This is a genomic window from Alistipes montrealensis, from assembly GCF_018362775.1.
In the GTDB taxonomy this organism is placed as follows: Bacteria; Bacteroidota; Bacteroidia; order Bacteroidales; family Rikenellaceae; genus Alistipes; species Alistipes montrealensis.
In genome coordinates this window covers 93,402-116,946 of record NZ_JAGYXY010000002.1, presented here as the reverse complement: position 1 = coordinate 116,946, position 23,545 = coordinate 93,402, and the positions used below count along the sequence as shown (strand labels likewise).

Sequence of the window (23,545 nt, the reverse complement as noted above, 5' to 3'; positions counted from 1 at the left end):
TTAGCAAATACAATGAGAAAAGCTAAGCCAAAAAAGCGAATTCTACTTCCGGATCCGAAGTTCGGAGACGTGGCTGTGACCCGTTTCGTGAACAACCTCATGCTGGATGGTAAGAAGAGTATTGCCTACACGATTTTCTACGACTCGCTCGAAATCGTCGGCAAGAAGATGAAGGATGCTGATAAATCTCCGCTGGAAGTCTGGAAACAGGCCCTTGAGAACATCACGCCCCAAGTCGAAGTAAAATCGAAGCGTATCGGTGGCGCAACGTTCCAGGTTCCGATGGAGGTTCGTCCGGAGCGCAAGATTTCTATTTCCATGAAAAACCTTGTCCTCTATTCCCGCAAGCGCGCCGGCAAGACGATGGCAGACAAACTCTCAGCAGAAATACTGGATGCCTACAACCAGCAGGGCGCAGCCTTCAAACGTAAGGAGGAGATGCACCGCATGGCCGAAGCCAACAAGGCATTCGCACACTTTAGATTCTAATAAGGAGACTGACAGATGGCAACAAGAGATTTAAAATATACTCGTAATATCGGTATCATGGCTCACATCGATGCCGGTAAAACCACCACGTCGGAGCGCATCCTTTTCTACACGGGTAAAACCCACAAAATCGGTGAGGTACACGAAGGCGGCGCTACGATGGACTGGATGGTCCAGGAGCAGGAGCGCGGCATCACGATTACCTCGGCCGCAACGACCGCCTTCTGGAACTACAAGGGCGAACAGTATCAGATCAACCTGATCGATACCCCGGGACACGTCGACTTCACGGTCGAGGTGGAGCGTTCGCTGCGCGTGCTGGACGGCGCTGTCGCTACGTTCTGTGCCGTAGGCGGCGTAGAGCCCCAGTCGGAGACCGTATGGCGTCAGGCTGACAAGTACAACGTTCCCCGTATCGGTTACGTCAACAAGATGGACCGTACGGGCGCCGACTTCCTGGCCGTTTGCGCGCAGATCAAAGAGCACTTCGGAGCGCTGGCCCTGCCGGTCGTTCTGCCTATCGGCGCCGAAGACAAGTTCGAAGGACTGGTAGACCTTATATATAATAACGCTATCTATTACTACGACGACAAGGGCGTCCGCGACAACTTCGAGTTGAAGGAGATTCCCGCGTCGATGAAGGAAGAGGCCGCCGAGTGGCGCGCCAAACTCATCGAGGAGGTCGCTTCGACCGACGATGCGCTGATGGAGAAGTTCTTCGAGGATCCCGATTCGATCACCCCGGAGGAACTGCTCGCCGCAATCCGCAAGGCGACGATCTCGATGCAGATCGTTCCGATGCTCTGCGGTTCGTCGTTCCACAACAAGGGCGTACAGAAACTGCTCGACTATGTGATGGCTTTCCTGCCTTCGCCGCTGGACGTACCCGCTGTTACGGGTATCAACCCCAAGACCGACAAGGAGGAGACGCGCAACGCTTCGGAGAGCGATCCGTTCTGCGGCCTCGCGTTCAAGATCGCTACCGACCCGTTCGTAGGCCGCCTGGCTTTCGTGCGCGTTTATTCGGGTAAGCTCGATGCAGGTTCCTACGTGCTCAACGCACGCAGCGGCAAGCGCGAGCGTATCAGCCGCATCTACCAGATGCACGCCAAGCAGCAGAATCCGATGGAGACTGTCGGCGCCGGCGACATCTGCGCAGCCGTAGGTTTCAAGGAAATCCGCACGGGCGACACGCTCTGCGCCGAGAACGCACCTATCGTTCTGGAGCAGATGACCTTCCCCGAGCCGGTTATCGGCCTGGCCGTAGAACCCAAGACCCAGAAGGACCTCGACAAGCTCGGCATCGCCCTGGGCAAGCTGGCTGAGGAGGACCCCACCTTCACGGTTCACACCGACGAGGATTCGGGCCAGACGGTGATCAGCGGCATGGGTGAGCTTCACCTCGACATCATCGTCGACCGTCTGCGTCGCGAGTTCGGCGTGGAGATCAACCAGGGCGCTCCCCAGGTTAACTACAAGGAGTCGCTCACCAAGACGGTTCAGCACCGCGAGGTCTTCAAGAAGCAGACCGGTGGTCGCGGTAAGTTTGCCGACATCATCTTCGAGATCGGTCCCGCCGACGACGGCGCCATGGGCCTTACGTTTGTCGACGAGGTGAAGGGCGGTAACATCCCCAAGGAGTTTATCCCCGCCGTGCAGAAAGGCTTCGCTTCGGCGATGACCAACGGTGCATTGGCCGGCTACAAGATGGACTCGATGAAGATTACGCTGAAGGACGGTTCGTTCCACCCCGTGGACTCCGACCAGTTGTCGTTCGAGATCGCAGCCCGCAACGGTTACCGTGCAGCAGCCCCCAAGGCCGGTTCGGTGATTATGGAGCCTATCATGTCCGTGGAGGTCGTGACCCCCGAGGAGAACATGGGTGACGTTATCGGCGACCTGAACAAGCGCCGCGGACAGGTTACCGGCATGGAGTCGAAGGGTACTGCCCGCGTGGTGAAAGCCAAAGTCCCCCTGTCGGAGATGTTCGGCTATGTAACCGTGCTGCGTACGATTTCGTCGGGCCGCGCAACCTCGTCCATGGAGTTCTCGCACTTCGAGGAGGTTCCTGCCAACCTGGCTAAGGAGATCATCGAGAAAGCGAGTGGTAAACGTAAGGATATAGAATAAGCAAACAATATGAACCAGAAGATTAGAATCAAGTTAAAGTCATTCGATCACAATCTCGTGGACAAATCGGCCGAGAAGATTGTGAAGACTGTGAAGAGCACGGGCGCCGTCGTAAGCGGCCCGGTGCCCCTTCCCACGCACAAGCAGATTTTTACGGTCAACCGCTCGACTTTTGTCAACAAGAAAGCCCGCGAGCAGTTCCAGCTCTGCACCTTCAAGCGTATCCTCGACATCTACTCGTCGACGCCCAAAACGATCGACGCGCTGATGAAACTGGAGCTTCCCTCGGGTGTTGAGGTAGAGATCAAAGTGTGATAGGATCGATGACCATCTAACGAAAGATCACTTTTTTATTTATAACAAACAATTTGACAACAAATGTCAGGACTTATTGGAAAGAAAATCGGAATGACTTCCGTTTACAGTGCCGAGGGTAAGAACATACCATGCACTGTCATTGAGGCTGGACCGTGCGTTGTTACGCAAATCAAGACCGTCGAGAAGGATACCTACGAGGCGGTTCAGATTGCCTATGACGAGACAAGTGAAAAGCACGCCACCAGCAGTTTGTTAGGTCACTTCAAGAAAGCCGGCACGACCCCGAAACGCAAACTTGCGGAATTCAAGGACATGCCCGAAGTGAATCTCGGCGACACGCTGACCGTAGACCTCTTCTCGGAGGAGGACTGGGTAGACGTGACCGGGATTTCGAAAGGAAAAGGTTTTCAGGGCGTAGTGAAGCGTCATGGCTTCGGCGGCGTCGGCGGCCAGACTCACGGCCAGCACAACCGTGCCCGCAAGCCGGGTTCGCTGGGCGCATCGTCCTATCCTTCGCGCGTCTTCAAGGGCAAGCGTTTGCCCGGCCAGATGGGCGGTGAGCAGGTGAAGGTTCTCAACCTGCGTGTATTGAAAGTAATTCCCGAAAGCAACCTGATCCTCGTGAAAGGGTCGATTCCGGGAGCAAAAGGTGCTTATTTAACGATTGAAAAATAGTATGGAATTAGCTGTATTAAACACACAAGGAAAAGAGACGGGTCGTAAGGTAGTCCTTTCGGATGCTGTCTTCGGCGTGGAGGCTAATGACCACGCTATTTACCTCGACGTGAAGCAGTATCTCGCTGACCAGCGTCAGGGCACGCACAAGTCGAAGCAGCGCAACGAAGTTGCCGGTTCGACCCGCAAGCTCAAGCGCCAGAAAGGCACAGGCGGCGCCCGTGCAGGCAGCATCAAGTCGCCCCTGTTCCCGGGTGGCGGCCGTATCTTCGGTCCCCAGCCCCGCGATTACAGCTTCAAGCTCAACAAGAAGCTCAAGCAGCTGGCTCGCCGCAGCGCGCTGACCTACAAGGCCCAGGCCGGTTCGATCAGCATCGTCGAGACGATCTCGATGGAGGCTCCCAAGACCAAGTCGGTCGTGGCTCTGGCCGAGGCTCTCAAGGTTGACGACAAGAAGGTTCTGCTGATTCTTCCCGAATCGAATGTAAACCTCCAGCTGTCGTGCCGCAACCTGCCTTACGTGAAGCCTGTGCTGGCTCAGAACGTCTGCACTTACGACGTGATGAACGCATCGGCCATCGTGTTGGTGGAAGGCGCCGAGAATGTATTGAATACGATGTTAGCTTAAAAACGCATAGTTACAATGGACATTATTATTAAGCCGGTTTTGACCGAGAAAATGACGATTCAGGGCGAAAAGTTGAATCGCTACGGTTTTATCGTTGACGTGAGGGCTAACAAGCTGCAGATTCGCAATGCCGTAGAGCAGATGTACAACGTCGTCGTTACGGACGTGAACACCGTGAACTACATGGGCAAACTCAAGAGCCGCTATACCAAAGCCGGCCTGCTTGAGGGTCGCGCTAACAACTTCAAGAAGGCTATCGTCACCTTGAAGGATGGAGACAAGATCGATTTTTACAGTAATATCTAACGAAGATGGCAGTAAGAAAATTTAAACCTGTAACCGCAGGTACGAGACATAAGATTATCGGCACGTTCGACGAAATCACGACGAACAAACCGGAGAAATCGCTGCTCAGCCCCAAGAAGAGCTCGGGTGGACGTAACAGTGACGGCAAAATGACGGTCCGCTACATCGGCGGCGGTCACAAGCAGATGTATCGTAACGTCGACTTCAAACGCTCGAAAGATGGCATCGCTGCAACTGTAAAGTCGATCGAGTACGACCCGAATCGTACCGCACGCATTGCACTCCTGGCATATGCCGACGGTGAGAAGAGCTACATCATCGCACCCAACGGACTCCAGGTGGGCCAGACCGTAATGAGCGGCGCAGGCGTTGCTCCCGAAGTCGGAAATACGCTCTTCCTGAGCGAGATTCCCCTGGGTACGGTTGTCCACAACATTGAACTCTACCCCGGTCAGGGCGCCGCCATGGCACGTTCGGCCGGTTCCTACGCCCAGCTGCTGGCTCGCGAAGGCAAATTCGCGATCATCAAGCTGCCTTCGGGCGAGACTCGTATGGTACTCGTAACTTGCCGTGCTACGGTGGGTGTTGTGTCGAACGTCGACCACAGCCTCGAAAGCTCGGGTAAGGCAGGACGTGAGCGTTGGCTCGGTCGCCGTCCTCGCAACCGCGGTGTCGTTATGAACCCGGTGGATCACCCGATGGGTGGTGGCGAAGGCCGTGCGTCGGGTGGTCACCCGCGTTCGCGCAAGGGTCTGCTTGCCAAGGGTTATAAGACTCGTAACCCGAAGAAGACGACCTCGAAGTTTATTATTTCCAAGAAGAAAAAATAATTAAATAAGAGTACATAATGAGCCGTTCATTAAAAAAAGGACCGTTTATCGACCCCAAGCTGGAAGCGAAGATCGTCGCTCAGGCCGAAGGAAATAAAAAGTCGGTAATTAAGACATGGTCGCGAGCAAGTATGATCTCCCCTGACTTCGTAGGTCAGACGGTAGCCGTCCACAACGGAAACAAATTTATTCCGGTGTACGTAACAGAGAACATGGTAGGACACAAACTCGGTGAGTTTGCTCCCACGCGTAACTTCCGCGGTCACTCAGGTAACAAGAAAAAATAGGTAGAAAATGGGTGCAAGAAAAGCAAATAAAGCCGAACAGTTAAAGGCTGAGAAGAAGCAGAAGGCTATCGCCGTTCTGCGTGATTGCCCGACCTCTCCCCGCAAGATGCGCCTGGTGGCCGACATCATCCGCGGTGTGGAAATCAACAAGGCTCTGGGTATCCTTCGTTACTCGAAGAAGGAAGCGTCGATCCGGATGGAGAAACTCCTCAAGTCGGCGATTGCCAACTGGGAGACCAAGAACGAGTCGGAGCGTCTGGAGGACACGAAACTCTGCGTTAAAGAGGTATTCGTCGACGGCGGCCGCATGCTGAAGCGTATTCAGGCAGCGCCCCAGGGTCGCGCACACCGTATCCGCAAGCGTTCGAACCACGTAACGATCGTAGTTGACAAAATGGTAATCGTAGAAAAAGAAAACAAGTAATCAGATGGGACAAAAAGTTAATCCGATAGCAAATCGTCTTGGTATCATCCGCGGTTGGGATTCCAACTGGTTCGGAGGCAAGGATTTCTCCGACAAACTCGTCGAGGACGCCAAGATCCGCAAGTATCTGAATGTCCGTCTGGCGAAGGCTAGCATCTCGAAGATCATCATCGAGCGCACGCTGAAACTTGTCACGGTTACGATTTCGACGGCTCGCCCGGGCATCATCATCGGCAAGGGCGGCCAGGAGGTCGACAAACTGAAGGAGGAGCTGAAGAAGCTCACCGGCAAGGAGATCCAGATCAACATCTTCGAGGTAAAGCGTCCCGAGGTGGATGCCGTCATCGTAGGCCAGAACATCGCCCGTCAGCTCGAGGGCCGCGTATCGTTCCGCCGTGCCGTGAAGACGGCCGTGGCTTCGACCATGCGCATGGGCGCCGAGGGTATCAAAATCCAGGTTGCCGGCCGTGTAGGCGGCGCCGAGATGGCCCGTACGGAGACGATCAAGGAAGGACGTATTCCGCTGCACACGTTCCGCGCAGACATCGACTACTGCCTGACCGAGGCGCTCACGAAAGTGGGTATCCTGGGCGTGAAAGTCTGGATCTGCCAGGGAATCGTATACGGTCAGCGCGACCTGTTCGAAATCGCAGGCGCTTCGGCGCAGGCTCCTTCGGGCGACCGCGGTGAGCGTGGTGATCGCCGTGGTGGCGACCGTCGTGGCGGAGACCGCCGTGGTGGCGACCGTCGTGGCGGAGACCGTCGCGGTGGCGACCGCCGTGGTGGGGACCGCCGTGGTGGGGACCGTCGCAATAACAATCAGTAAGTAGGACCTTTTTAAAGCAGAACTAACATGTTACAGCCGAAAAAGACCAAATTTAGAAGAATGCAGAAAGGCCGTATGAAGGGTATCGCTCAGAGAGGTAACCAGCTTGCATACGGATCGTTCGCAATCAAGGCACTTGAATCGACCTGGATCACGGGTCGTCAGATAGAGGCGGCACGTCAAGCCATTACGCGTTACATGAAGCGTGAAGGTCAGTTGTGGATCCGCATCTTCCCCGACAAACCCATCACGAAGAAGCCCGCCGAGGTGCGTATGGGTAAGGGTAAAGGTAATCCCGAAGGCTTCGTGGCGCCTGTTACGCCCGGACGTATTCTTTTCGAGGCAGAGGGTGTGCCCCTGGCAGTTGCTCAGGAAGCGCTGCGCCTGGGTGCTCAGAAGCTGCCTATTACCACCAAGTTTATCGTAAGACGTGACTACGTCGAAACCACAATTTAAGGGATACACAAAATGAAAAGTGCAGAAATCAAGGATATTTCGACAAAGGACCTGCAGGAGCGCATCGAGACCGAAAAGGCCCAGCTCGCAAAGCTGAAGGTGCAGCACGCAGTGTCTCCCGTCGAGAACCCGTCGATCATTAAGAAGAACCGCAGAGATATAGCTCGCATGCTGACCGTTCTGCGTCAAAAAAACGCTAAATAACGAGAACAACTATGGAAAGAAATCTTAGAAAAGAGCGTATCGGTGTGGTTGTCAGCAACAAGATGGAAAAGACCATTGTGGTTGCAGTAGCACGTAAGGTGAAGCATCCTATCTACGGCAAGTTCGTGAACAAGACGACGAAGTTTGTGGCCGAGTCGCTCGACGAGACCTGCAAGGAGGGCGATACCGTACGCATCATGGAAACCCGCCCGCTGAGCAAGACCAAGCGTTGGAGATTAGTACAAATCATTGAAAGAGCTAAGTAGTTATGATACAACAGGAAAGTAGACTCATTGTAGCTGATAACAGCGGTGCGAAGGAGGTCCTCTGCATCCGGGTGCTCGGCGGCACGAAACGTCGCTACGCATCCATCGGCGATAAGATCGTCGTGGCTGTCAAGAGCGCGACTCCCTCGGGCGAAGTCAAGAAGGGCGCCGTATCGAAGGCTGTAGTCGTAAGAACCACGAAGGAAATCAGACGTGCCAACGGTTCGTACATTCGTTTCGACGACAACGCCGTGGTGCTGCTTAACAACCAGGGTGAAATGCGCGGTACTCGTATATTCGGCCCCGTAGCTCGCGAGCTGCGTGACCAGTATATGAAGATTATCTCCCTCGCACCCGAAGTATTGTAATCATAAAAACTATTTCGGATATGTCAATGAAATTACATATTAAGAAAGGGGATCAGGTTCAGGTCATCGCCGGTGACAGCAAAGGCCAGACGGGCAAAGTCCTGAAGGTCGAGGTTTCGAAGCAGCGTGCCATCGTCGAAGGTGTGAACCTCTGCAAGAAGGCCACGAAGCCCAATGCACAGAATCCCCAGGGAGGCATCGTCGAGAAAGAGGCTCCGATTCACGTTTCGAACCTCATGCTCATCGATCCCAAGTCGGGCAAGCCTACCAAGGTCGGCCGCAAGACGGATGCAAAAGGTAAATTAGTTCGTTTCGCTAAAAAGTCAGGGGAGGAGATCAAATAATGGGATACGTACCTACACTCAAGACACAGTATAAGGAGCAGATCAAGCCTGCCCTTATGAAGGAGTTCGGTTACTCGAGCATTATGCAGTGCCCGAAGCTCGAAAAGATCGTAATCAACCAGGGTATGGGCCAGGCCGTCGCCGATAAGAAACTTATCGACGTGGCTGAAGCCGAGCTGACGACAATCACCGGCCAGAAGGCCGTTCAGACCCGCTCGCGCAAGGACATCTCGAACTTCAAGCTGCGTAAGGGCATGCCTATCGGCGTGCGCGTGACGCTGCGCGATACGAAGATGTACGAGTTCCTGGAGCGTCTGATCGCCGTGGCTCTGCCGCGTATCCGCGACTTCAAGGGTATCAATGAAAAGTTCGACGGCCAGGGCAACTACACCCTGGGTATCACCGAGCAGATCATCTTCCCGGAAATCGACATCGACAAGATCACCAAGATCTTCGGCATGGAGATTACGTTCGTAACGACGGCCAAAACCGACGAGGAGGCTTATGCCCTGCTCCGCGAGTTCGGTCTTCCTTTCAAAAACGCTAAAAAGAATCAATAAGCTATGGCAAAAGAATCGATGAAGGCCCGCGAGGTGAAGCGTGCGAAGCTCGCAAACCGCTATGCTCACAAGCGCGAGGAGATCGCTGCCAAGGTGAAGAGCGGTGAGATGGATCACGAAGAGGCATGGCAGGCGCTTGCGAAGCTGCCCCGCAACTCGAATCCCATTCGCCAGCACAACCGCTGCAAGATCACGGGTCGTCCCAAGGGCTATATTCGCCTGTTCGGCATCAGCCGTATCCAGTTCCGCGAAATGGCCTCGAAGGGTCTGATCCCGGGCGTTACGAAAGCTAGCTGGTAGTCGCCGGGGTGCGGCGAGGGGATGCGTGTATGCGGATCCCGGAACCGGACCCGGCAACTCGAATATGTTCCACCTTCCGGAAGGTGTCGAGCCTGTGGGGAGCATGTCTCTCCAAAGGAAGTGGAGCTGATAGGGGTGTATAACCCGGTAGATACGTCACAGTATCGGGGAAAGTGCCGCCGCAAGCGGTAACTTCCCGATATGTGGGGCGTAACGAAAGGTTGGACACTTGGTTACAAATTTCTCGGACCAGGGGCCGGAGGCCGATGCCGGAGTTGCGCAAGCAGCCGGGCGGATGCCGGAAGGCTCAGTCGGAAGGGTGATACCGAAGTTGCGCAATGCAGCGGAAGTAGAGGCCGGAGGCTGCCGGAACGGAGGGCTGACGCAGGGACGCATATGACGTTCCGGGCTCAGGCCCGAAGGGCTGGAATCGGACCCGAAAGTGCGGCGGATGCCGTGCCGGAAGAACCGAAGGGCGGTTGCCGAAAGGAAATTTTGTGCAGATACATGTTAGCAACATTGGGTGCTAACATTGTCTGCATTCCGGAGGTAACGCTAAAATCGCTAAAAATCAGGCGATAACTTGGCCGTTTGGGAAATAATGCGTATATTTGCGCGCTTTGTACCCTCGTGTGCGTATGCGAACGGGGGACGGGCAAAAAGGCTGTAAAGCGATTGGTGGTGAGCTAATTTGCTGAAAGCCAGAATAATAAAAAACAAACCAATTATTAATTTTTAACTTCTATTCGTTATGACTGATCCTATTGCGGACTTTCTGACCAGAATTAGAAACGCGGTGAAAGCCAACCACAAAGTGGTTGAAGCTCCCGGTTCAAAAATTAAGCAGGAGATGACCAAGATCCTCTATGAGCAGGGTTATATTCTCGCTTACAAATTCGACAAGGACGAGAAAGGTCACCCGTCGATCAAAATCGCTCTGAAGTGGGATGCTGCCACCAAGACCAATGCTATCAAGGACCTCAAGCGCGTCAGCCGCCCGGGTCTGCGTCAGTATGTTTCGGTTTCGGACATGCCCCGCGTTCTCAACGGACTGGGCATCGCCATCATCTCCACGTCGAAAGGTATCATGACCGACGCTCGGGCCCGCAAGGAAAATGTGGGTGGTGAGGTACTGTGCTACATCTACTAATCGCAAATTATTAAAGAACAACACAATGTCAAGAATTGGTAAATTACCTGTAACCCTGCCTGCCGGCGTTACCGTAGAGGTGGCTGCCGACAATACGGTAAGCGTGAAAGGGCCACTCGGGACGCTGAGCCAGAAAGTGGACTCGGATATCAAGGTAGAGGTCGGCACGCACATGGACATTCACACGAACAAGGAAGTTCCTGCCGTTCTGGTGTCCCGTCCCACCAACCAGCCCCGCCATCGTTCGCTGCACGGTCTGTACCGCGCACTGATCAACAACATGGTTGTCGGTGTATCGAAGGGCTATGAAATCAAACAGGAACTCGTAGGTGTCGGTTTCAAGGCCGAAGTGAAGGGCCAGGTGCTCGAAATGAGCCTCGGCTATTCGCACGATACGCATTTCCTTCTGCCCAAAGAGGTGACCGCTACGGCCGTTACCGAGAAGAAGGGCAATCCTATCGTAACGCTCAAGTCGATCGACAAGCAGCTCGTAGGCCAGGTTGCCGCGAAGATCCGTTCGCTGCGCAAGCCGGAGCCGTATAAGGGCAAGGGTATCAAGTTCGTCGGCGAGCAGATCCGTCGCAAGGCAGGTAAATCAGCAGGTGCTAAATAGTAAATAGTCTGAAGTTATGTCATTGAACAAGATAGAAAGAAGAGAGAGGATCAAGATGCGTATCCGCAAGATCGTTAGCGGAACGCCTTCACAGCCTCGCATGACTGTATATCGTAGCAACAAGCAGATCTACGTACAGTTTATCGACGACCTCGCAGGTGTTACCCTGGCTACGGCTTCCTCGCTGGACAAGGAGGTTGCCGAAGCGGTTGCAGGCAAGAACAAGTGCGAAGTAGCCGCCCTGGTGGGCAAACTGGCCGCCGAGCGCGCCACAGCCAAAGGCATCAGCGTCGTAGCCTTCGACCGTAACGGCTACCTGTATCACGGAAGAGTTAAACAGCTGGCCGAAGCAGCACGCGAAGGCGGACTTAAATTCTAAGCGATTATGTCAAATACCAACATAAAGAAAGTACGTACGAGCGACCTCGAACTCAAGGACCGGCTCGTAAGCATTCAGCGTGTAACCAAGGTAACCAAGGGTGGCCGCACGTTCAGTTTCTCGGCCATCGTCGTCGTAGGTAACGAGGACGGTGTCGTAGGCTACGGCCTGGGCAAGGCTTCGGAGGTTCAGTCGGCCATCGCCAAAGGCGTGGAAGACGCAAAGAAGAACCTGGTGAAGATCCCGGTTATCAACGGTACGATCCCCCACAAGCAGGAGTCGCGTTTCAGCGGTTCGCTCGTGATGATTCGTCCGGCCGCTCCCGGTACGGGTATCATCGCCGGCGGAGCCATGCGTGCCGTGCTCGAGTCGGTGGGCATCAAGAACGTGCTTGCCAAGAGCAAGGGTTCGTCGAACCCCCACAACCTGGTAAAGGCGACCATCGCTGCCCTGTGCGAACTGCGCGATGCCCACAGCATTGCCCGCGTGCGCGGTATCTCGATGGACAAGGTGTTTAACGGTTAATTCTCAAGAAGAACATGGCAAGATTGAAAATCACCCAGGTCAAAAGCCGCATCGGCTCTACGGAGCGTCAGTGCAAGAACCTTGACGCGCTGGGTCTGAAGAAGATCAACGCGAGCGTCGAGCACGACGACTCGGCAATCATCAAAGGTATGATTGAGCGCGTGAAGCACCTCGTCAAAGTCGAAGAGGTAGCCCCTGTCAAGAAGGCTGCCCCGAAGGCCAAGAAGGCCGAGGTCAAGGAGGAGGCTGCACAGGCCGCAGAATAAGTTTAACAGCTAACGGATTATAAACAATGGAACTCAATAATCTCAAACCCGCAAAGGGTTCAACGCATCACGATAAACGAATCGGCCGCGGTGCAGGTTCGGGCCACGGTGGCACGGCTACCCGTGGACACAAGGGTGCACAGTCGCGTTCGGGTTACTCGCGCAAGCTCGGCTTCGAGGGTGGCCAGATGCCGCTGCAGCGTCGCCTCCCCAAGTTCGGTTTCACGAACCTGAAGCGCGTTGAATTCAAGGCCATCAACCTCTCGACGCTCGAGGAGTTGGCAGCCAAGAAGTCGCTTTCGGAGGTTACGGTCGACACGCTTATTTCGGCAGGTTTCATCTCGTCGAACGACAAGGTGAAGATCCTGGGCAACGGCACGATTTCGAAAGCGCTGGCCGTCAAGGCTCATGCGTTCTCGAAGAGCGCCGAAGCGGCCATCACGGCAGCCGGAGGCAGCGTCGAAAAACTGTAAGCAACCTTAGAACCCAAAAATTATGAATCAGTATCTCGTTGTTGGTGTCGTCTTTTTGGTGGTAATCGCTCTTTTGGCGACCAACAAGAAATTGGTAGAAACGCTCAAGAATATCTACAAGATCGAGGAGCTCCGTAAACGTGTCATCTACACGATCGGACTGCTGCTGGTCTACCGCTTGGGTAGTTTCGTCGTGATTCCGGGCATCAACCCCAACGCCCTGGGCGAGGGTTCGGCGTATGCCAGCCAGTTGGAAGGCAACGGACTTCTGGGTCTGTTGAACGTCTTCTCCGGCGGTGCATTCGGTAACGCCGCTATTTTCGCGCTCGGAGTCATGCCGTACATCACCGCCTCGATCATCATCCAGCTTATGGGTATGATGATTCCGTATTTCCAGAAAATGCAGAAGGAGGGTGAGAGCGGCCGCCGCAAGATGAACCAGTGGACACGCTTCCTTACGATTGGTGTGTTGGTACTGCAGGGCCCGGCGTATATCGCCAACCTGTATCACCAGGTCCCCACCGCGTTCGTTTACGGCAATTCGTTCGGCTTCGTTGCCTATGCGACGACGATCCTGATCGCCGGAACCATGTTTATCATGTGGCTGGGCGAGAAGATCACCGACAAGGGTATCGGTAACGGTATCTCGCTGATCATCATGATCGGTATCGTGGCACGTCTTCCGCACGCGCTGTTGGCCGAGGTCAACGCCCGTTTCCAGACTGCCTCGGGTAGCGCCATCATGCTGATCCTCGAGCTGATCCTGCTGTTCCTTGTCTTCATGGCAACGATCGCCCTGGTACAGGCTGTCCGCAAGGTTCCTGTACAGTATGCAAAGCGTATCGTCGGTAACAAACAGTATGGCGGTGTACGTCAGTACATCCCCTTGAAGATGAATGCTGCGAATGTGATGCCTATCATCTTCGCGCAGGCTCTGATGTTTATTCCGGCGCTGTTCTCCGGTACGGCTTTCGCGGCTGCTTTCAGCTCGATGACCGGTTTCTGGTATAACTTTACGCTTGCAGTGCTGGTAATCGCTTTCACCTACTTCTACACGGCGATTATCATCAACCCTCAAATGATGGCCGATGACATGAAGCGAAACGGCGGCTTTATCCCGGGAGTGAAACCGGGTAAGCAGACCGTGAACTACATCGACACCATCATGACGCGTATTACGCTTCCGGGTTCGTTCTTCCTGGCGATCGTGGCTATCCTGCCCGCGCTGGCGATGAAGTTCCTCGGCATCCAGCAGTCGTTCGCCTACTTCTACGGAGGTACGTCGCTGCTGATCATGGTCGGCGTGGTACTCGACACTCTGAAGCAGATCGAGAGCTACCTGCTGATGCGCCATTACGATGGTCTGATGAAGACCGGACGTATTCAGGGTCGTCATTAGGAGTTTTTCCGAAGAGTTCTTAAGCGAAGAAATGATATATTTAAAGACAGACGAGGAGATAGAGCTGCTCCGCGAGAACAACATCCTGGTGTCCGAGACACTGGCGGAGGTGGGTCGCCACATCCGCCCGGGTGTCACCACCAAGGAGTTGGATTCGATTGCCGAGGATTTTATCCGCGCGCACGGAGCAGTTCCTGCCTTCCTCGGATATCAGGGATTTCCCGCTTCGTTGTGTATATCGGTAAACGAACAGGTAGTTCACGGTATTCCATCCTCGAAATGCGTCCTCAAAGAGGGCGACATCGTTTCGGTCGATTGCGGTACGTTTATGAAGGGGTTTGTTGGTGATTCGGCATATACGTTTGCCGTTGGAGAGGTTGCCGGGGAAGTAAGGCAGCTGATGGATGTCACCAAAGAGGCTCTTTATAAAGGTACGGCGCAGGCCAAAGCCGGCAACCGCGTAGGCGACGTGTCGGCAGCCGTGCAGGAGTATGCCGAAAGTTTCGGCTACGGAGTCGTGCGCGAATTGGAGGGACACGGATTGGGTCGGAAAATGCACGAAGACCCGGGTGTTCCCAATTACGGTGCACGCGGCAGGGGCCCGCTCTTGAAAGAGGGCATGGTCATCTGCATCGAGCCCATGATCAACATGGGAACCAAAGCGGTGGTTTTCGAACGGGATGGCTGGACGGTCCGCACGCGGGACCACAAACCGGCGGCGCACTTCGAGTTCGCCGTTGCGGTCCGCAAATCGGGACCCGATGTCCTGACGGACTTCAGTATCATCGAAAAAGCAATAAACAACTAAGACTCTATGGCAAAACAAACTGCTATTGAAAGGGACGGTACGATTATCGAGGCGTTGTCCAATGCGATGTTCCGCGTCGAACTGGACAACGGCCACGTGCTCACGGCCCATATCTCGGGAAAGATGCGTATGCACTACATCAAAATCCTTCCCGGAGATAAAGTGAAAGTGGAGATGACGCCCTACGACCTTACGAAGGGACGTATATCTTTCCGGTACAAATAATTAGATTGCTTGAAAATCATGAAAGTTAAAGCATCCATCAAGAAAAGAAGCGAGGATTGCAAGATTGTAAAGCGTAAAGGCAAACTTTACGTCATTTGCAAAAAGAATCCCAAGTTTAAAATGCGCCAGGGGTAATGTTTTTTAAACAAGTCAAAAAAGAAAAAGAATTTATATGGCACGTATAGTCGGTGTAGATTTACCGAAAAACAAAAGAGGCGAGATCGGCCTGACCTATATCTACGGTATCGGTCGCTCGACGGCTCGTAAAATTCTCGAGACCGCTGGCATCAGCTACGATCTCAAAGTACAGGATTGGTCGGACGACCAGGTCGGTGCGATCCGTTCGACGATCGCTGACCTGGGTCTGAAGGTCGAGGGTGAATGCCGTTCGATGGTCCAGTTGAATATCAAGCGCCTGATGGATATCGGCTGCTACCGCGGCATCCGTCACCGTCTGGGTCTTCCCGTTCGCGGTCAGTCGACCAAGAACAACGCACGTACCCGCAAGGGCCGCAAGAAGACTGTCGCAAACAAGAAAAAGGCAACGAAGTAATCTTTAGAGAATTATGGCAAAGAAAACTGGAACAGTTAAAAAGAAAGTTGTTAAGGTCAGTGCACTGGGCAATGTCTATGTACACTCCACTTTCAACAACGTAATCATCACCATCACCAACGAGGTGGGCGATGTCATCAGCTGGTCGTCGGCCGGTAAGATGGGTTTCCGTGGTTCGAAGAAGAATACTCCGTATGCTGCACAGACCGCTTCGGCGGATTGCGCAAAGGTCGCTTACGATATGGGCCTTCGCAAGGTGAAGGTTTATGTCAAGGGCCCGGGCGCTGGTCGCGAGTCGGCTGTGCGCACCATCCACGGCGCAGGTATCGAGGTGATGGAGATCATCGACGTTACTCCGCTGCCGCACAACGGTTGCCGTGCTCCTAACCGCCGCCGTGTATAATTCAGGCATAGGTTAAGGATAATTTCAAGGTTTTAAAAAAAGTCAGAACAATGGGAAAATACATAGGACCTAAATCGAAAATCGCCCGTAAATTCGGCGAAGCTATCTATGGTGCGGATAAGGTGCTCGAAAAGCGCAACTATCCTCCCGGACAGCACGGTCTGGCGCGTAAGCGCAAAAAGGTGTCGGAGTACGGCACGCAGTTGAGCGAGAAGCAGAAGGCCAAGTACACGTACGGCCTGCTGGAGAAGCAGTTCTCGCGCACCTACGACCAGGCGTCGCGCATGGGCGGCATCACGGGTGAGAACCTGCTGAAGCTGCTGGAGTGCCGTCTGGACAACGTCGTTTACCGCTTGGGTATCGCCCCGACGCGTGCTGCTGCCCGCCAGCTCGTTTCGCACTGCCACATCTGTGTGAACGGCAACGTCGTGAACATTCCCTCGTACTCGCTGCGTGCGGGTGACGTGGTATCGGTTCGCGAGAAGTCGAAGAGCCTGGAAGTGATCACGGTATCCCTGGCCGGCTCGTCGAAGAGCCGTTACGCCTGGTTGGAGTGGGACAACGCCTCGATGAGCGGCCGTTTCCTGCAGAAGCCCGAGCGTGAGGAGATTCCCGAGAACATCAAGGAGCAGCTCATCGTCGAGTTGTACTCGAAGTAGTAATCAAAACAAATTCACTTATTATGGCAATATTAGCATTCCAGAAACCTGAGAAGGTTATTATGCTTGAATCCACTTCGTCGTTCGGAAAGTTTGAGTTCCGACCGCTGGAGCCCGGATTCGGTATGACTGTCGGTAACGCTTTGCGTCGTATTCTGCTCTCTTCGCTGGAGGGTTACGCAATCACGACTGTCAAGGTAGCCGGTGTCGATCACGAGTTTGCCGCTATCCCCGGTGTGATGGAGGATATGTTGAACATCATCCTCAATCTGAAGCAGGTTCGTTTTATCCGCACAGTCGATAATCAGGATGCCGAAAAAGTATCCATTAACGTTGCGGGTGTTACGGAGCTGACTGCCGGATATATCTCGAATTACCTGTCGTTCTTCAAGGTCCTCAATCCCGACTTGGTGATCTGTCACCTGGCCCCGGGAACGAAGATGCAGATGACGCTCACGATCGGCAAAGGCCGCGGCTACGTGCCGGCCGAGGAGAACGCTCCCGCCGAAAGCGAGTTCGGAACGCTTCCGATCGACTCGATCTTCACGCCTATCAAGAACGTGAAGTACTCGATCGAGAACTACCGTGTCGAGCAGAAGACCGACTACGAGAAGCTGAATTTGGAAATTACTACCGACGGGTCGATTCACCCCAAAGAGGCTCTGAAAGAGGCCGCAAAGATTCTCATCCAGCACTTCATGCTCTTCTCCGACGAGAAGATCACCGTCAACATGGAAGACACGAACGGTGCTGAAGAGTTCGATGAGGATGTACTCCACATGCGTCAGTTGCTGAAGACGAAGCTCTCGGACCAGGATCTTTCGGTCCGCGCCCTGAACTGTCTGAAGGCTGCCGATGTCGATACCGTGGGGGATCTCGTGAAGCTGAACCGCAACGACCTGCTGAAGTTCCGCAACTTCGGCAAGAAGTCGCTGACGGAGCTCGACGAGCTGCTGACCTCGCTCAACCTGAAGTTCGGTATGGACGTATCAATCTACAAACTTGACAAAGATTAATTATGAGACACAATAAGAATTTCAACCACCTGGGCCGTCAGGCGGGCCACCGCAAGGCCATGCTTTCGAACATGGCCACGTCGCTGATCCTGCACAAGCGCATCGAAACGACGGTTGCCAAGGCCAAAGCCGTTCAGCGTTTCATCGAGCCTCTGGTAACCAAGTCGAAGGAGGACACGACGCACTCGCGCCGTATCGTATTCTCGTACCTGAAACAGAAAGAGGCCGTTACGGAGTTGTTCCGTACGATCGCCCCGAAGATCTCGGAGCGTCCGGGCGGTTACACCCGCATCCTGAAGACCGGTTTCCGTCTGGGCGATGCTGCCGACATGTGCATCATCGAGTTCGTTGACTTCAACGAGCCTTACACGCTGGGTATCACTCCCGCTGCTGCTGCGGAGGCAAAGCCGAAGACGCGTCGTTCGCGCAAGCCGGCTGCCAAGGCAACCGACGCTGTCGAGGAGGCTACCGTAGTCGAAGGCGAGGCAAAGAAGGCTGCTCCCAAGAAGGCTGCCGCTCCGAAGAAGCCCGCAGCTCCGAAGGGTGGCGCAAAGGTTGCTGCCCCGAAGGTTGCGAAGAAGACCAATGTAGGAAAGAAAATGTAAATTTTCAATTTTATAGGGCATCTTTGCACTTGCTCTCGTGTGGCGCGAATGGGACGTACTTCAGTACTACCCATACGCGCCACATTTCGTTTAAGCACCGCAACTGCACCACTCTGACGAAAAATCGGTTTTGGTTTCAGAGGGCGTCTTTGCATAACAAACCCCGAAACTGTGTAAACAGTCCCGGGGGTTTGTGTGATCCGTTTTGCGGACTACTGAAAATGGTAGAGGAATACGACTGTCGCGTCGAGGGCCGTTTTGGGGCAATCCTTGATTTCGAGCGATACTTTGATCTCAGCCTTGGCGATGCCGCGGAGGTTGGTGAGCGATAGCAGCGAGGCGCGCAACCGGACTTCGCTGCCGACCAGTACGGGCTGGTTGAAACGCAGTTTTTCGATGCCGTAGTTGACCAGCATTTTTACGTTGTTGACCTTCAGGACCTGCGCCCAGAGGTAGGGAAGTACCGAGAGGTTCAGGTAACCGTGCGCAATGGTCGATTTATAGGGGCTCTCCGTCTTGGCTCGTTCCGTGTCCACGTGAATCCACTGGTGGTCGAGCGTCGCGTCGGCGAAGAGGTTGATCTGCTCCTGGGTGATTTTCAGGTAGTCGGAGACTCCCAGTTCCTGGCCGGTGTACTGGGCGAATTCGTCGAAATTGTTGATGATTAACTGGCTCATGGTGTTTTTGATCTATGTTGCAAATATACGAAAAAAGTTTGTCCCGGCCGCATCGGGGCTACATTTGAACAATCTTGTGGACGGTATGGAAAATCCCGGAGTTTACGCTCCGGGATTTTTTGACAGTGTCGTGGTTACAGTGCAATTTCGATTTGCGGATGTTCCTTTTCGGAGTACCACATGTTTTCGACGGTGAAGCCGAGCGGTTTGTTCGGAGCCACGGAGGTCGTCAGCGTCGAGAACGGCTTGAGAACGATCGGGTTCTGTCCCGGAAAGCGGAGGACGTACTCCACCGAGCTGGCATTGGTGAGGCTCACCGTGCGATGGCCGTTTTTCGGGTCGGTGTAGAGTACCTTCGTACGGACCGATGCCGTGAAGAGGTCTTTCAGCAGTTGTTCGTCGCCCGCGATCGTGCCGAACGAGTAGGCCAGCGTGCGGCGTGCTTCGAGCGCCTCGCGCAGCGATGCGAGCGAGTTGTCCCGGGCGAAAATCAGCGTCATGTTGCGGCGATGACCCTGAAGCCGGTAGGTTTCGGCCGTCGCGTCGTGGATGTCGGTGTTCGCCGAGACGAACAGGTTCCGGGCATGGGCGCGTGCGATGGCTTTGGGGTAGAACTCCGCGCCGTTCATGATTTCGATACCGTCGATCAGCCCCTCGCCGTAGGCTTTGACCTCGAATTCGGGATGTTCGAGGCTCTTGCGCCTCCAGCCCGGATGGTTGTGCATCACCAGCGCTCCCTGCGCTTTGGCGTTGCGGAGCGATTGCAGGGCGTCGGTGGCGTAGAGGGTGTTGTTATCCGTGGTGAAGAGGGCGTTGTAATGGCCGTAGGCGACAGGCTCGCGGGTGATCTCGGCGCCGGGGATGATCGTGAGGCCGTATTTCACGGCGGTTTCCTGCGCCAGTTTTACCGGGAGGTTCAGGTTGGACTGGATGCCCCGCTCGTCGGCCGCCTTCCGGATGACGTTGTTGTTGAAGGCTTCCGTGCCTTCGGGCACATAGCCTTTCAGGAAGTTGAGCATCTTGCCTTCGTGGCGGCGGTATTCCACGTGTTCGGTGATCGCCAGCACATCCAGGCCGTCGTACCACGCTTCGCGCACGCGGAATTCGGGCGTGCAGTCGCCGTCGGAATAGATCGAGTGGGTGTGCAGGTCGGCCTTATAGACCGTGTAGCCGTTCACTGCGGGCAGTACGAACTCCGCGCGTTGCGCGGTGATGCGTTCGGAGTGGCGCGTGATGTCGGGATTGTGGGCGTCGGTGTAGTAATGCTGTGCGCTTGCGGTGCAAATCGCAGTGAGGGCGACGGAAAGGAGCAGTAGTTTTTTCATGGGTCGGTTGGTTTTCGTTGGATAAAACAAGAGAGGCCCTTTGTCGGGGGCCTCTCTCGATAATTGTTCGTTCTTGCGGGATTATTTCGAGAACCCTTTGCCGATTCCGAGGAAGTCCTCGGCTTTGAGGGCTGCGCCGCCGATCAGGCCGCCGTCCACATCTTCCTTGGCGAAGATTTCGGCTGCATTCGAGGGCTTGCACGAACCGCCGTAGAGGATTGCCGTCTCCTGGGCAGCAGCGCCGAATTTCGCGGCCAGCACCTTGCGGATGTAAGCGTGGATTTCCTGTGCCTGCTCGGCCGTTGCGGTCTTACCCGTGCCGATGGCCCAAACGGGTTCGTAAGCGATTACCAGCTCCTTGTACTGCTCTTCGGTGAGGTTGTAAACCACCTCTTCGATCTGGGCTTTCACCACGTCGAAGTGCTTGCCGGCCTCACGCTCGTCGAGGTTCTCGCCTACGCAGTAGATCGGAATCAGGCCGTTGGCATAAGCCTGCGCCATCTTCTTGTTGAGCGTAGCGGAAGTCTCGCCGTAGTACTGGCGGCGCTCCGAGTGGCCGAGGATCACGTATTTGCAACCTACGGCAGCGATCATCGAAGCTGCGATCTCGCCCGTGTAGGCGCCTTTGGCCTCCGTAGCGCAGTCCTGTGCGCCGAGTGCGATGTCCGAACCCTTCAGGGCCTCGGCAACCATCGAGAGGTGGGTGAACGGCGGGCAAACGATGAAGTTTACGCACGAGCAAACCTCGCCGCGGCCTGCAACGATGCCTTTTGCAAGCTCAACACCTTCGGCGGGAAGCGTGTTCATCTTCCAGTTGCCGGCAACAATTTTCTTTCTCATAGTTGTAATTCTTTTTTATGTTAATAAGTCTATCCTTTGTTTAGCAAGAATCCCGGTCTCGCATTCGCGGCTTTCGCCGTGTTTCTGATTCCGACCCACCCCCAAACCCCCGCCTCGGCGGGGGCTTTATCGCAATGTTCCCGGTTTTTTGCGATACACGGGAGCCCCCCCCCTCCGCGTCTAAAAGCCGTTTTTAAAACAGCTCTCCGGGGAGGCTTTATGGTCGAGTTCCTGACGGTTTGCTCGAAAACCGGGTGGGGATTAGAAATTTTTAATTCTTAATTTTTCATTTTTAATTCGCATCGCACCACTTTTTCACCTCGTCGATCGAGGGGGCTTTCAGCCCGAGTTTGTTCTTTTTGTTGTATCCGCACAGGTCGTTGAAGAACTTGCCCGGGGCGAGTTTGCGCAGCGATTCGACGGTGACGTAACCCATCTTCTGGACCACGGGAACCCACTCTTCGGGGATTCCGATGGCGGTGTAGGCCTCCGCAGGATCGTTCACGGCTTTCTTTTCGGGGCGCATCTGCGGGAAGAACAGCACGTCCTGGATCGAGGTCTGGTCGGTCATGAACATCGTCAGGCGGTCGATGCCGATGCCCATTCCCGAGCAGGTCGGCATGCCGTATTCCAAGGCGCGCACAAAGTCCATGTCGATGAACATGGCCTCGTCGTCGCCTTTCTCCGAGAGGCGCAGCTGCTCCTGGAAACGCTCCAACTGGTCGATCGGGTCGTTCAGCTCCGAATAGGCGTTGCAGAGCTCCTTGCCGTTGACGAACAATTCGAAACGCTCCGTCAGTTCGGGGTTCGAACGATGGCGTTTGCACAGGGGCGACATCTCGCGCGGATAGTCCGTGATGAAGGTGGGCTGGATAAGCTCCTCCTCACAGTACTGTCCGAAGATGGCGTCGATGAGCTTGCCTTTGCCGTAGGTTTCGTCGACCTCGACGTTGAGCCGCTTGCAGGCTTCGCGCAACTGCTCTTCCGACTGGCCCGTGATGTCGTAGCCGGTCTTTTCGCGGATGGCGTCGGTCATCGTCAGGCGGCGGAACGGAGCTTTGAACGAAATCGGCTTGCCGTCGATCGTCAGTTCCGTCGTGCCGTTTACGGCGCGGGCCACCCGTTCGAGCATCTGCTCGGTGAACTCCATCATCCAAAGGTAATCCTTGTAGGCGACGTAAATCTCCATGCAGGTGAACTCGGGGTTGTGCGTGCGGTCCATGCCTTCGTTGCGGAAGTTCTTGCCGAACTCGTAGACGCCGTCGAATCCGCCGACGATCAGCTTCTTGAGGTAAAGCTCCGTAGCGATACGGAGGTAGAGGTCGATGTCGAGCGAGTTGTGGTGGGTGATGAACGGCCGGGCCGAAGCGCCGCCGGGAATCGGCTGCAGGATCGGGGTCTCGACTTCGATGTAACCCTTCGAGTTGAAGAACTCGCGCATCGTGGCCATGATCTTGGCGCGGCGTACGAAGGTGTCCTTCACCTGCGGGTTGACGATCAGGTCCAAATACCGCTGGCGGTAGCGTACTTCGGGATCGGTGAAGGCGTCGAACGTCTTGCCGTCCTTCTCCTTGACGACGGGCAGCGGCCGGATCGACTTCGACAGCACGGTGAATTTACGGCAGTGCACCGACAGTTCGCCCGTGTTGGTGCGGAACGCAAAGCCTTCCACGCCGACGAAGTCGCCGATGTCCAGCAGTTTTTTGAAAACCGTATTGTAGAGCGTCGGATCGCCTTCGGGGCAGATATCGTCGCGGCGGATGTAGACCTGGATGCGGCCCGTGTGGTCCTGCAACTCGAAGAACGAGGCGCTGCCCATGATGCGGCGCGACATGATGCGGCCCGCGATGCGGATATCCTGGAAATTCTTCTTCTCGTCGTCGAAGTTGTCGGCGATTTCGCGCGCGGTTGCCGTCACTTCGTAACGGGCGGCGGGGTAGGGTTCGATGCCCAGGTCGCGCAACGCCGTGAGCGACTGCCTGCGAAGCTGTTCCTGTTCGCTGAGTTCGATTGCCATATCGTGTGTTTTTGATGTATGCTTTTGTATCCGCGCAAAATTAGTGAAAAAAGGACAGAATAGCAACTCTTTTCGCAATCGGCTGTGACGCTATGACCGTAGTTCGGGAAAACAGCGCCCGGTTTTTGTTTATTCTTGTTTTATCGTTATATTTGTTTGTCTAACTAAAATGCGAACTATGAAACAACTCTTTACTCTTTC

At 54.8% G+C, this 23,545-nt stretch carries 36 protein-coding genes; 32 read left to right on the top strand and 4 right to left on the bottom strand.

The window, feature by feature from the left end; genetic code table 11:
* Nucleotides 1-12: 12 nt before the first annotated feature.
* From rpsG to rplQ, 32 genes are all read left to right on the top strand, one after another.
* Nucleotides 13-489, top strand: a complete 477-nt coding sequence (gene rpsG / locus KG007_RS03770; RefSeq protein ID WP_015547046.1) for a 30S ribosomal protein S7 — start codon at nt 13-15, stop codon at nt 487-489.
* 15 nt (nt 490-504) lie between these two features.
* Nucleotides 505-2,619 carry an elongation factor G gene (gene fusA, locus KG007_RS03765; protein WP_213347408.1) on the top strand — a complete coding sequence of 705 codons (2,115 nt, stop codon included), beginning with the start codon at nt 505-507 and terminating at the stop codon, nt 2,617-2,619.
* A gap of 9 nt (nt 2,620-2,628) precedes the next feature.
* Nucleotides 2,629-2,934 carry a 30S ribosomal protein S10 gene (gene rpsJ, locus KG007_RS03760; RefSeq protein WP_004329464.1) on the top strand — a complete coding sequence of 102 codons (306 nt, stop codon included), beginning with the start codon at nt 2,629-2,631 and terminating at the stop codon, nt 2,932-2,934.
* Nucleotides 2,935-2,997: 63 nt separating this feature from the next.
* On the top strand, nt 2,998-3,612 hold the full coding sequence (rplC, locus tag KG007_RS03755; protein WP_195459883.1) for a 50S ribosomal protein L3: 615 nt from the start codon (nt 2,998-3,000) through the stop codon (nt 3,610-3,612).
* A gap of 1 nt (nt 3,613) precedes the next feature.
* A complete protein-coding gene (gene rplD / locus KG007_RS03750) occupies nt 3,614-4,240 on the top strand; it encodes a 50S ribosomal protein L4 (protein WP_195459885.1) in 627 nt (208 codons plus the stop codon).
* Between the two features lie 15 nt (nt 4,241-4,255).
* Nucleotides 4,256-4,546, top strand: coding sequence for a 50S ribosomal protein L23 (rplW, locus tag KG007_RS03745; protein ID WP_015547048.1), 291 nt, complete (start codon nt 4,256-4,258; stop codon nt 4,544-4,546).
* A 5-nt stretch (nt 4,547-4,551) separates the two neighbouring features.
* On the top strand, nt 4,552-5,376 hold the full coding sequence (gene rplB, locus KG007_RS03740; RefSeq protein ID WP_195459887.1) for a 50S ribosomal protein L2: 825 nt from the start codon (nt 4,552-4,554) through the stop codon (nt 5,374-5,376).
* 17 nt (nt 5,377-5,393) lie between these two features.
* Nucleotides 5,394-5,663: a 30S ribosomal protein S19 gene (rpsS, locus tag KG007_RS03735; protein WP_195459889.1), complete on the top strand. Its 270-nt coding sequence runs from the start codon at nt 5,394-5,396 to the stop codon at nt 5,661-5,663.
* Between the two features lie 7 nt (nt 5,664-5,670).
* Nucleotides 5,671-6,087: a 50S ribosomal protein L22 gene (rplV, locus tag KG007_RS03730; protein ID WP_195459891.1), complete on the top strand. Its 417-nt coding sequence runs from the start codon at nt 5,671-5,673 to the stop codon at nt 6,085-6,087.
* A 4-nt stretch (nt 6,088-6,091) separates the two neighbouring features.
* The gene (rpsC, locus tag KG007_RS03725; protein WP_213347407.1) at nt 6,092-6,913 is read left to right on the top strand and encodes a 30S ribosomal protein S3; all 822 of its coding nucleotides are present in this window, start codon (nt 6,092-6,094) and stop codon (nt 6,911-6,913) included.
* 27 nt (nt 6,914-6,940) lie between these two features.
* A complete protein-coding gene (gene rplP / locus KG007_RS03720) occupies nt 6,941-7,369 on the top strand; it encodes a 50S ribosomal protein L16 (RefSeq protein ID WP_015547053.1) in 429 nt (142 codons plus the stop codon).
* A gap of 12 nt (nt 7,370-7,381) precedes the next feature.
* Nucleotides 7,382-7,573 carry a 50S ribosomal protein L29 gene (gene rpmC / locus KG007_RS03715; RefSeq protein ID WP_015547054.1) on the top strand — a complete coding sequence of 64 codons (192 nt, stop codon included), beginning with the start codon at nt 7,382-7,384 and terminating at the stop codon, nt 7,571-7,573.
* An 11-nt stretch (nt 7,574-7,584) separates the two neighbouring features.
* On the top strand, nt 7,585-7,839 hold the full coding sequence (gene rpsQ / locus KG007_RS03710) for a 30S ribosomal protein S17 (RefSeq protein WP_009597655.1): 255 nt from the start codon (nt 7,585-7,587) through the stop codon (nt 7,837-7,839).
* Between the two features lie 2 nt (nt 7,840-7,841).
* Entirely contained in the window at nt 7,842-8,207 is a 366-nt protein-coding gene (gene rplN / locus KG007_RS03705; protein ID WP_195459896.1) for a 50S ribosomal protein L14, read from the top strand.
* Between the two features lie 20 nt (nt 8,208-8,227).
* Nucleotides 8,228-8,551: a 50S ribosomal protein L24 gene (gene rplX, locus KG007_RS03700; RefSeq protein ID WP_195459898.1), complete on the top strand. Its 324-nt coding sequence runs from the start codon at nt 8,228-8,230 to the stop codon at nt 8,549-8,551.
* Nucleotides 8,551-9,111, top strand: a complete 561-nt coding sequence (gene rplE, locus KG007_RS03695) for a 50S ribosomal protein L5 (protein ID WP_195459900.1) — start codon at nt 8,551-8,553, stop codon at nt 9,109-9,111. The genes rplX and rplE overlap by 1 nt, the downstream gene beginning before the upstream one ends.
* A 3-nt stretch (nt 9,112-9,114) precedes the next feature.
* Nucleotides 9,115-9,411 carry a 30S ribosomal protein S14 gene (gene rpsN / locus KG007_RS03690; protein WP_044054318.1) on the top strand — a complete coding sequence of 99 codons (297 nt, stop codon included), beginning with the start codon at nt 9,115-9,117 and terminating at the stop codon, nt 9,409-9,411.
* Between the two features lie 751 nt (nt 9,412-10,162).
* Nucleotides 10,163-10,561 (top strand): 30S ribosomal protein S8, encoded by a 399-nt coding sequence (rpsH, locus tag KG007_RS03685; protein WP_195459901.1) that lies wholly within the window; start codon nt 10,163-10,165, stop codon nt 10,559-10,561.
* Between the two features lie 25 nt (nt 10,562-10,586).
* Nucleotides 10,587-11,174 carry a 50S ribosomal protein L6 gene (gene rplF / locus KG007_RS03680; protein WP_195459903.1) on the top strand — a complete coding sequence of 196 codons (588 nt, stop codon included), beginning with the start codon at nt 10,587-10,589 and terminating at the stop codon, nt 11,172-11,174.
* A gap of 16 nt (nt 11,175-11,190) precedes the next feature.
* Complete coding sequence (gene rplR, locus KG007_RS03675) at nt 11,191-11,553, top strand: 50S ribosomal protein L18 (RefSeq protein ID WP_195459904.1); 363 nt, start codon at nt 11,191-11,193, stop codon at nt 11,551-11,553.
* Nucleotides 11,554-11,559: 6 nt separating this feature from the next.
* Nucleotides 11,560-12,078 (top strand): 30S ribosomal protein S5, encoded by a 519-nt coding sequence (gene rpsE / locus KG007_RS03670; RefSeq protein ID WP_195459906.1) that lies wholly within the window; start codon nt 11,560-11,562, stop codon nt 12,076-12,078.
* A 14-nt stretch (nt 12,079-12,092) separates the two neighbouring features.
* Nucleotides 12,093-12,344 carry a 50S ribosomal protein L30 gene (gene rpmD, locus KG007_RS03665; protein WP_195459908.1) on the top strand — a complete coding sequence of 84 codons (252 nt, stop codon included), beginning with the start codon at nt 12,093-12,095 and terminating at the stop codon, nt 12,342-12,344.
* 26 nt (nt 12,345-12,370) lie between these two features.
* Nucleotides 12,371-12,817, top strand: coding sequence for a 50S ribosomal protein L15 (rplO, locus tag KG007_RS03660; RefSeq protein WP_195459910.1), 447 nt, complete (start codon nt 12,371-12,373; stop codon nt 12,815-12,817).
* A gap of 22 nt (nt 12,818-12,839) precedes the next feature.
* A complete protein-coding gene (gene secY / locus KG007_RS03655; protein ID WP_195459911.1) occupies nt 12,840-14,216 on the top strand; it encodes a preprotein translocase subunit SecY in 1,377 nt (458 codons plus the stop codon).
* A 31-nt stretch (nt 14,217-14,247) separates the two neighbouring features.
* The gene (gene map, locus KG007_RS03650; protein WP_195459914.1) at nt 14,248-15,024 is read left to right on the top strand and encodes a type I methionyl aminopeptidase; all 777 of its coding nucleotides are present in this window, start codon (nt 14,248-14,250) and stop codon (nt 15,022-15,024) included.
* Nucleotides 15,025-15,030: 6 nt separating this feature from the next.
* Entirely contained in the window at nt 15,031-15,249 is a 219-nt protein-coding gene (gene infA / locus KG007_RS03645; protein WP_195459915.1) for a translation initiation factor IF-1, read from the top strand.
* Between the two features lie 18 nt (nt 15,250-15,267).
* Entirely contained in the window at nt 15,268-15,384 is a 117-nt protein-coding gene (gene ykgO, locus KG007_RS03640; RefSeq protein ID WP_010262443.1) for a type B 50S ribosomal protein L36, read from the top strand.
* A gap of 37 nt (nt 15,385-15,421) precedes the next feature.
* Nucleotides 15,422-15,802 carry a 30S ribosomal protein S13 gene (gene rpsM / locus KG007_RS03635; RefSeq protein WP_195459917.1) on the top strand — a complete coding sequence of 127 codons (381 nt, stop codon included), beginning with the start codon at nt 15,422-15,424 and terminating at the stop codon, nt 15,800-15,802.
* Between the two features lie 13 nt (nt 15,803-15,815).
* The gene (rpsK, locus tag KG007_RS03630) at nt 15,816-16,205 is read left to right on the top strand and encodes a 30S ribosomal protein S11 (RefSeq protein WP_195459919.1); all 390 of its coding nucleotides are present in this window, start codon (nt 15,816-15,818) and stop codon (nt 16,203-16,205) included.
* A 50-nt stretch (nt 16,206-16,255) separates the two neighbouring features.
* Nucleotides 16,256-16,864 carry a 30S ribosomal protein S4 gene (rpsD, locus tag KG007_RS03625; protein WP_195459921.1) on the top strand — a complete coding sequence of 203 codons (609 nt, stop codon included), beginning with the start codon at nt 16,256-16,258 and terminating at the stop codon, nt 16,862-16,864.
* A 23-nt stretch (nt 16,865-16,887) separates the two neighbouring features.
* Complete coding sequence (locus KG007_RS03620) at nt 16,888-17,880, top strand: DNA-directed RNA polymerase subunit alpha (protein ID WP_044054329.1); 993 nt, start codon at nt 16,888-16,890, stop codon at nt 17,878-17,880.
* 2 nt (nt 17,881-17,882) lie between these two features.
* Nucleotides 17,883-18,485, top strand: coding sequence for a 50S ribosomal protein L17 (rplQ, locus tag KG007_RS03615; protein WP_195459923.1), 603 nt, complete (start codon nt 17,883-17,885; stop codon nt 18,483-18,485).
* A 212-nt stretch (nt 18,486-18,697) separates the two neighbouring features.
* Here rplQ and KG007_RS03610 read toward each other — a convergent pair whose 3' ends face one another.
* The 4 genes from KG007_RS03610 to lysS all read right to left on the bottom strand — a co-directional run bounded on the left by KG007_RS03610 (nt 18,698) and on the right by lysS (nt 23,344).
* Nucleotides 18,698-19,162, bottom strand: a complete 465-nt coding sequence (locus KG007_RS03610; protein WP_195459925.1) for a MaoC family dehydratase — start codon at nt 19,160-19,162, stop codon at nt 18,698-18,700.
* Between the two features lie 134 nt (nt 19,163-19,296).
* Nucleotides 19,297-20,487, bottom strand: coding sequence for a PHP domain-containing protein (locus KG007_RS03605; protein ID WP_213347406.1), 1,191 nt, complete (start codon nt 20,485-20,487; stop codon nt 19,297-19,299).
* Between the two features lie 81 nt (nt 20,488-20,568).
* Nucleotides 20,569-21,327: a triose-phosphate isomerase gene (gene tpiA, locus KG007_RS03600; protein WP_195459929.1), complete on the bottom strand. Its 759-nt coding sequence runs from the start codon at nt 21,325-21,327 to the stop codon at nt 20,569-20,571.
* A gap of 292 nt (nt 21,328-21,619) precedes the next feature.
* A complete protein-coding gene (gene lysS / locus KG007_RS03595; RefSeq protein WP_213347405.1) occupies nt 21,620-23,344 on the bottom strand; it encodes a lysine--tRNA ligase in 1,725 nt (574 codons plus the stop codon).
* Between the last annotated feature and the right edge of the window lie 201 nt (nt 23,345-23,545).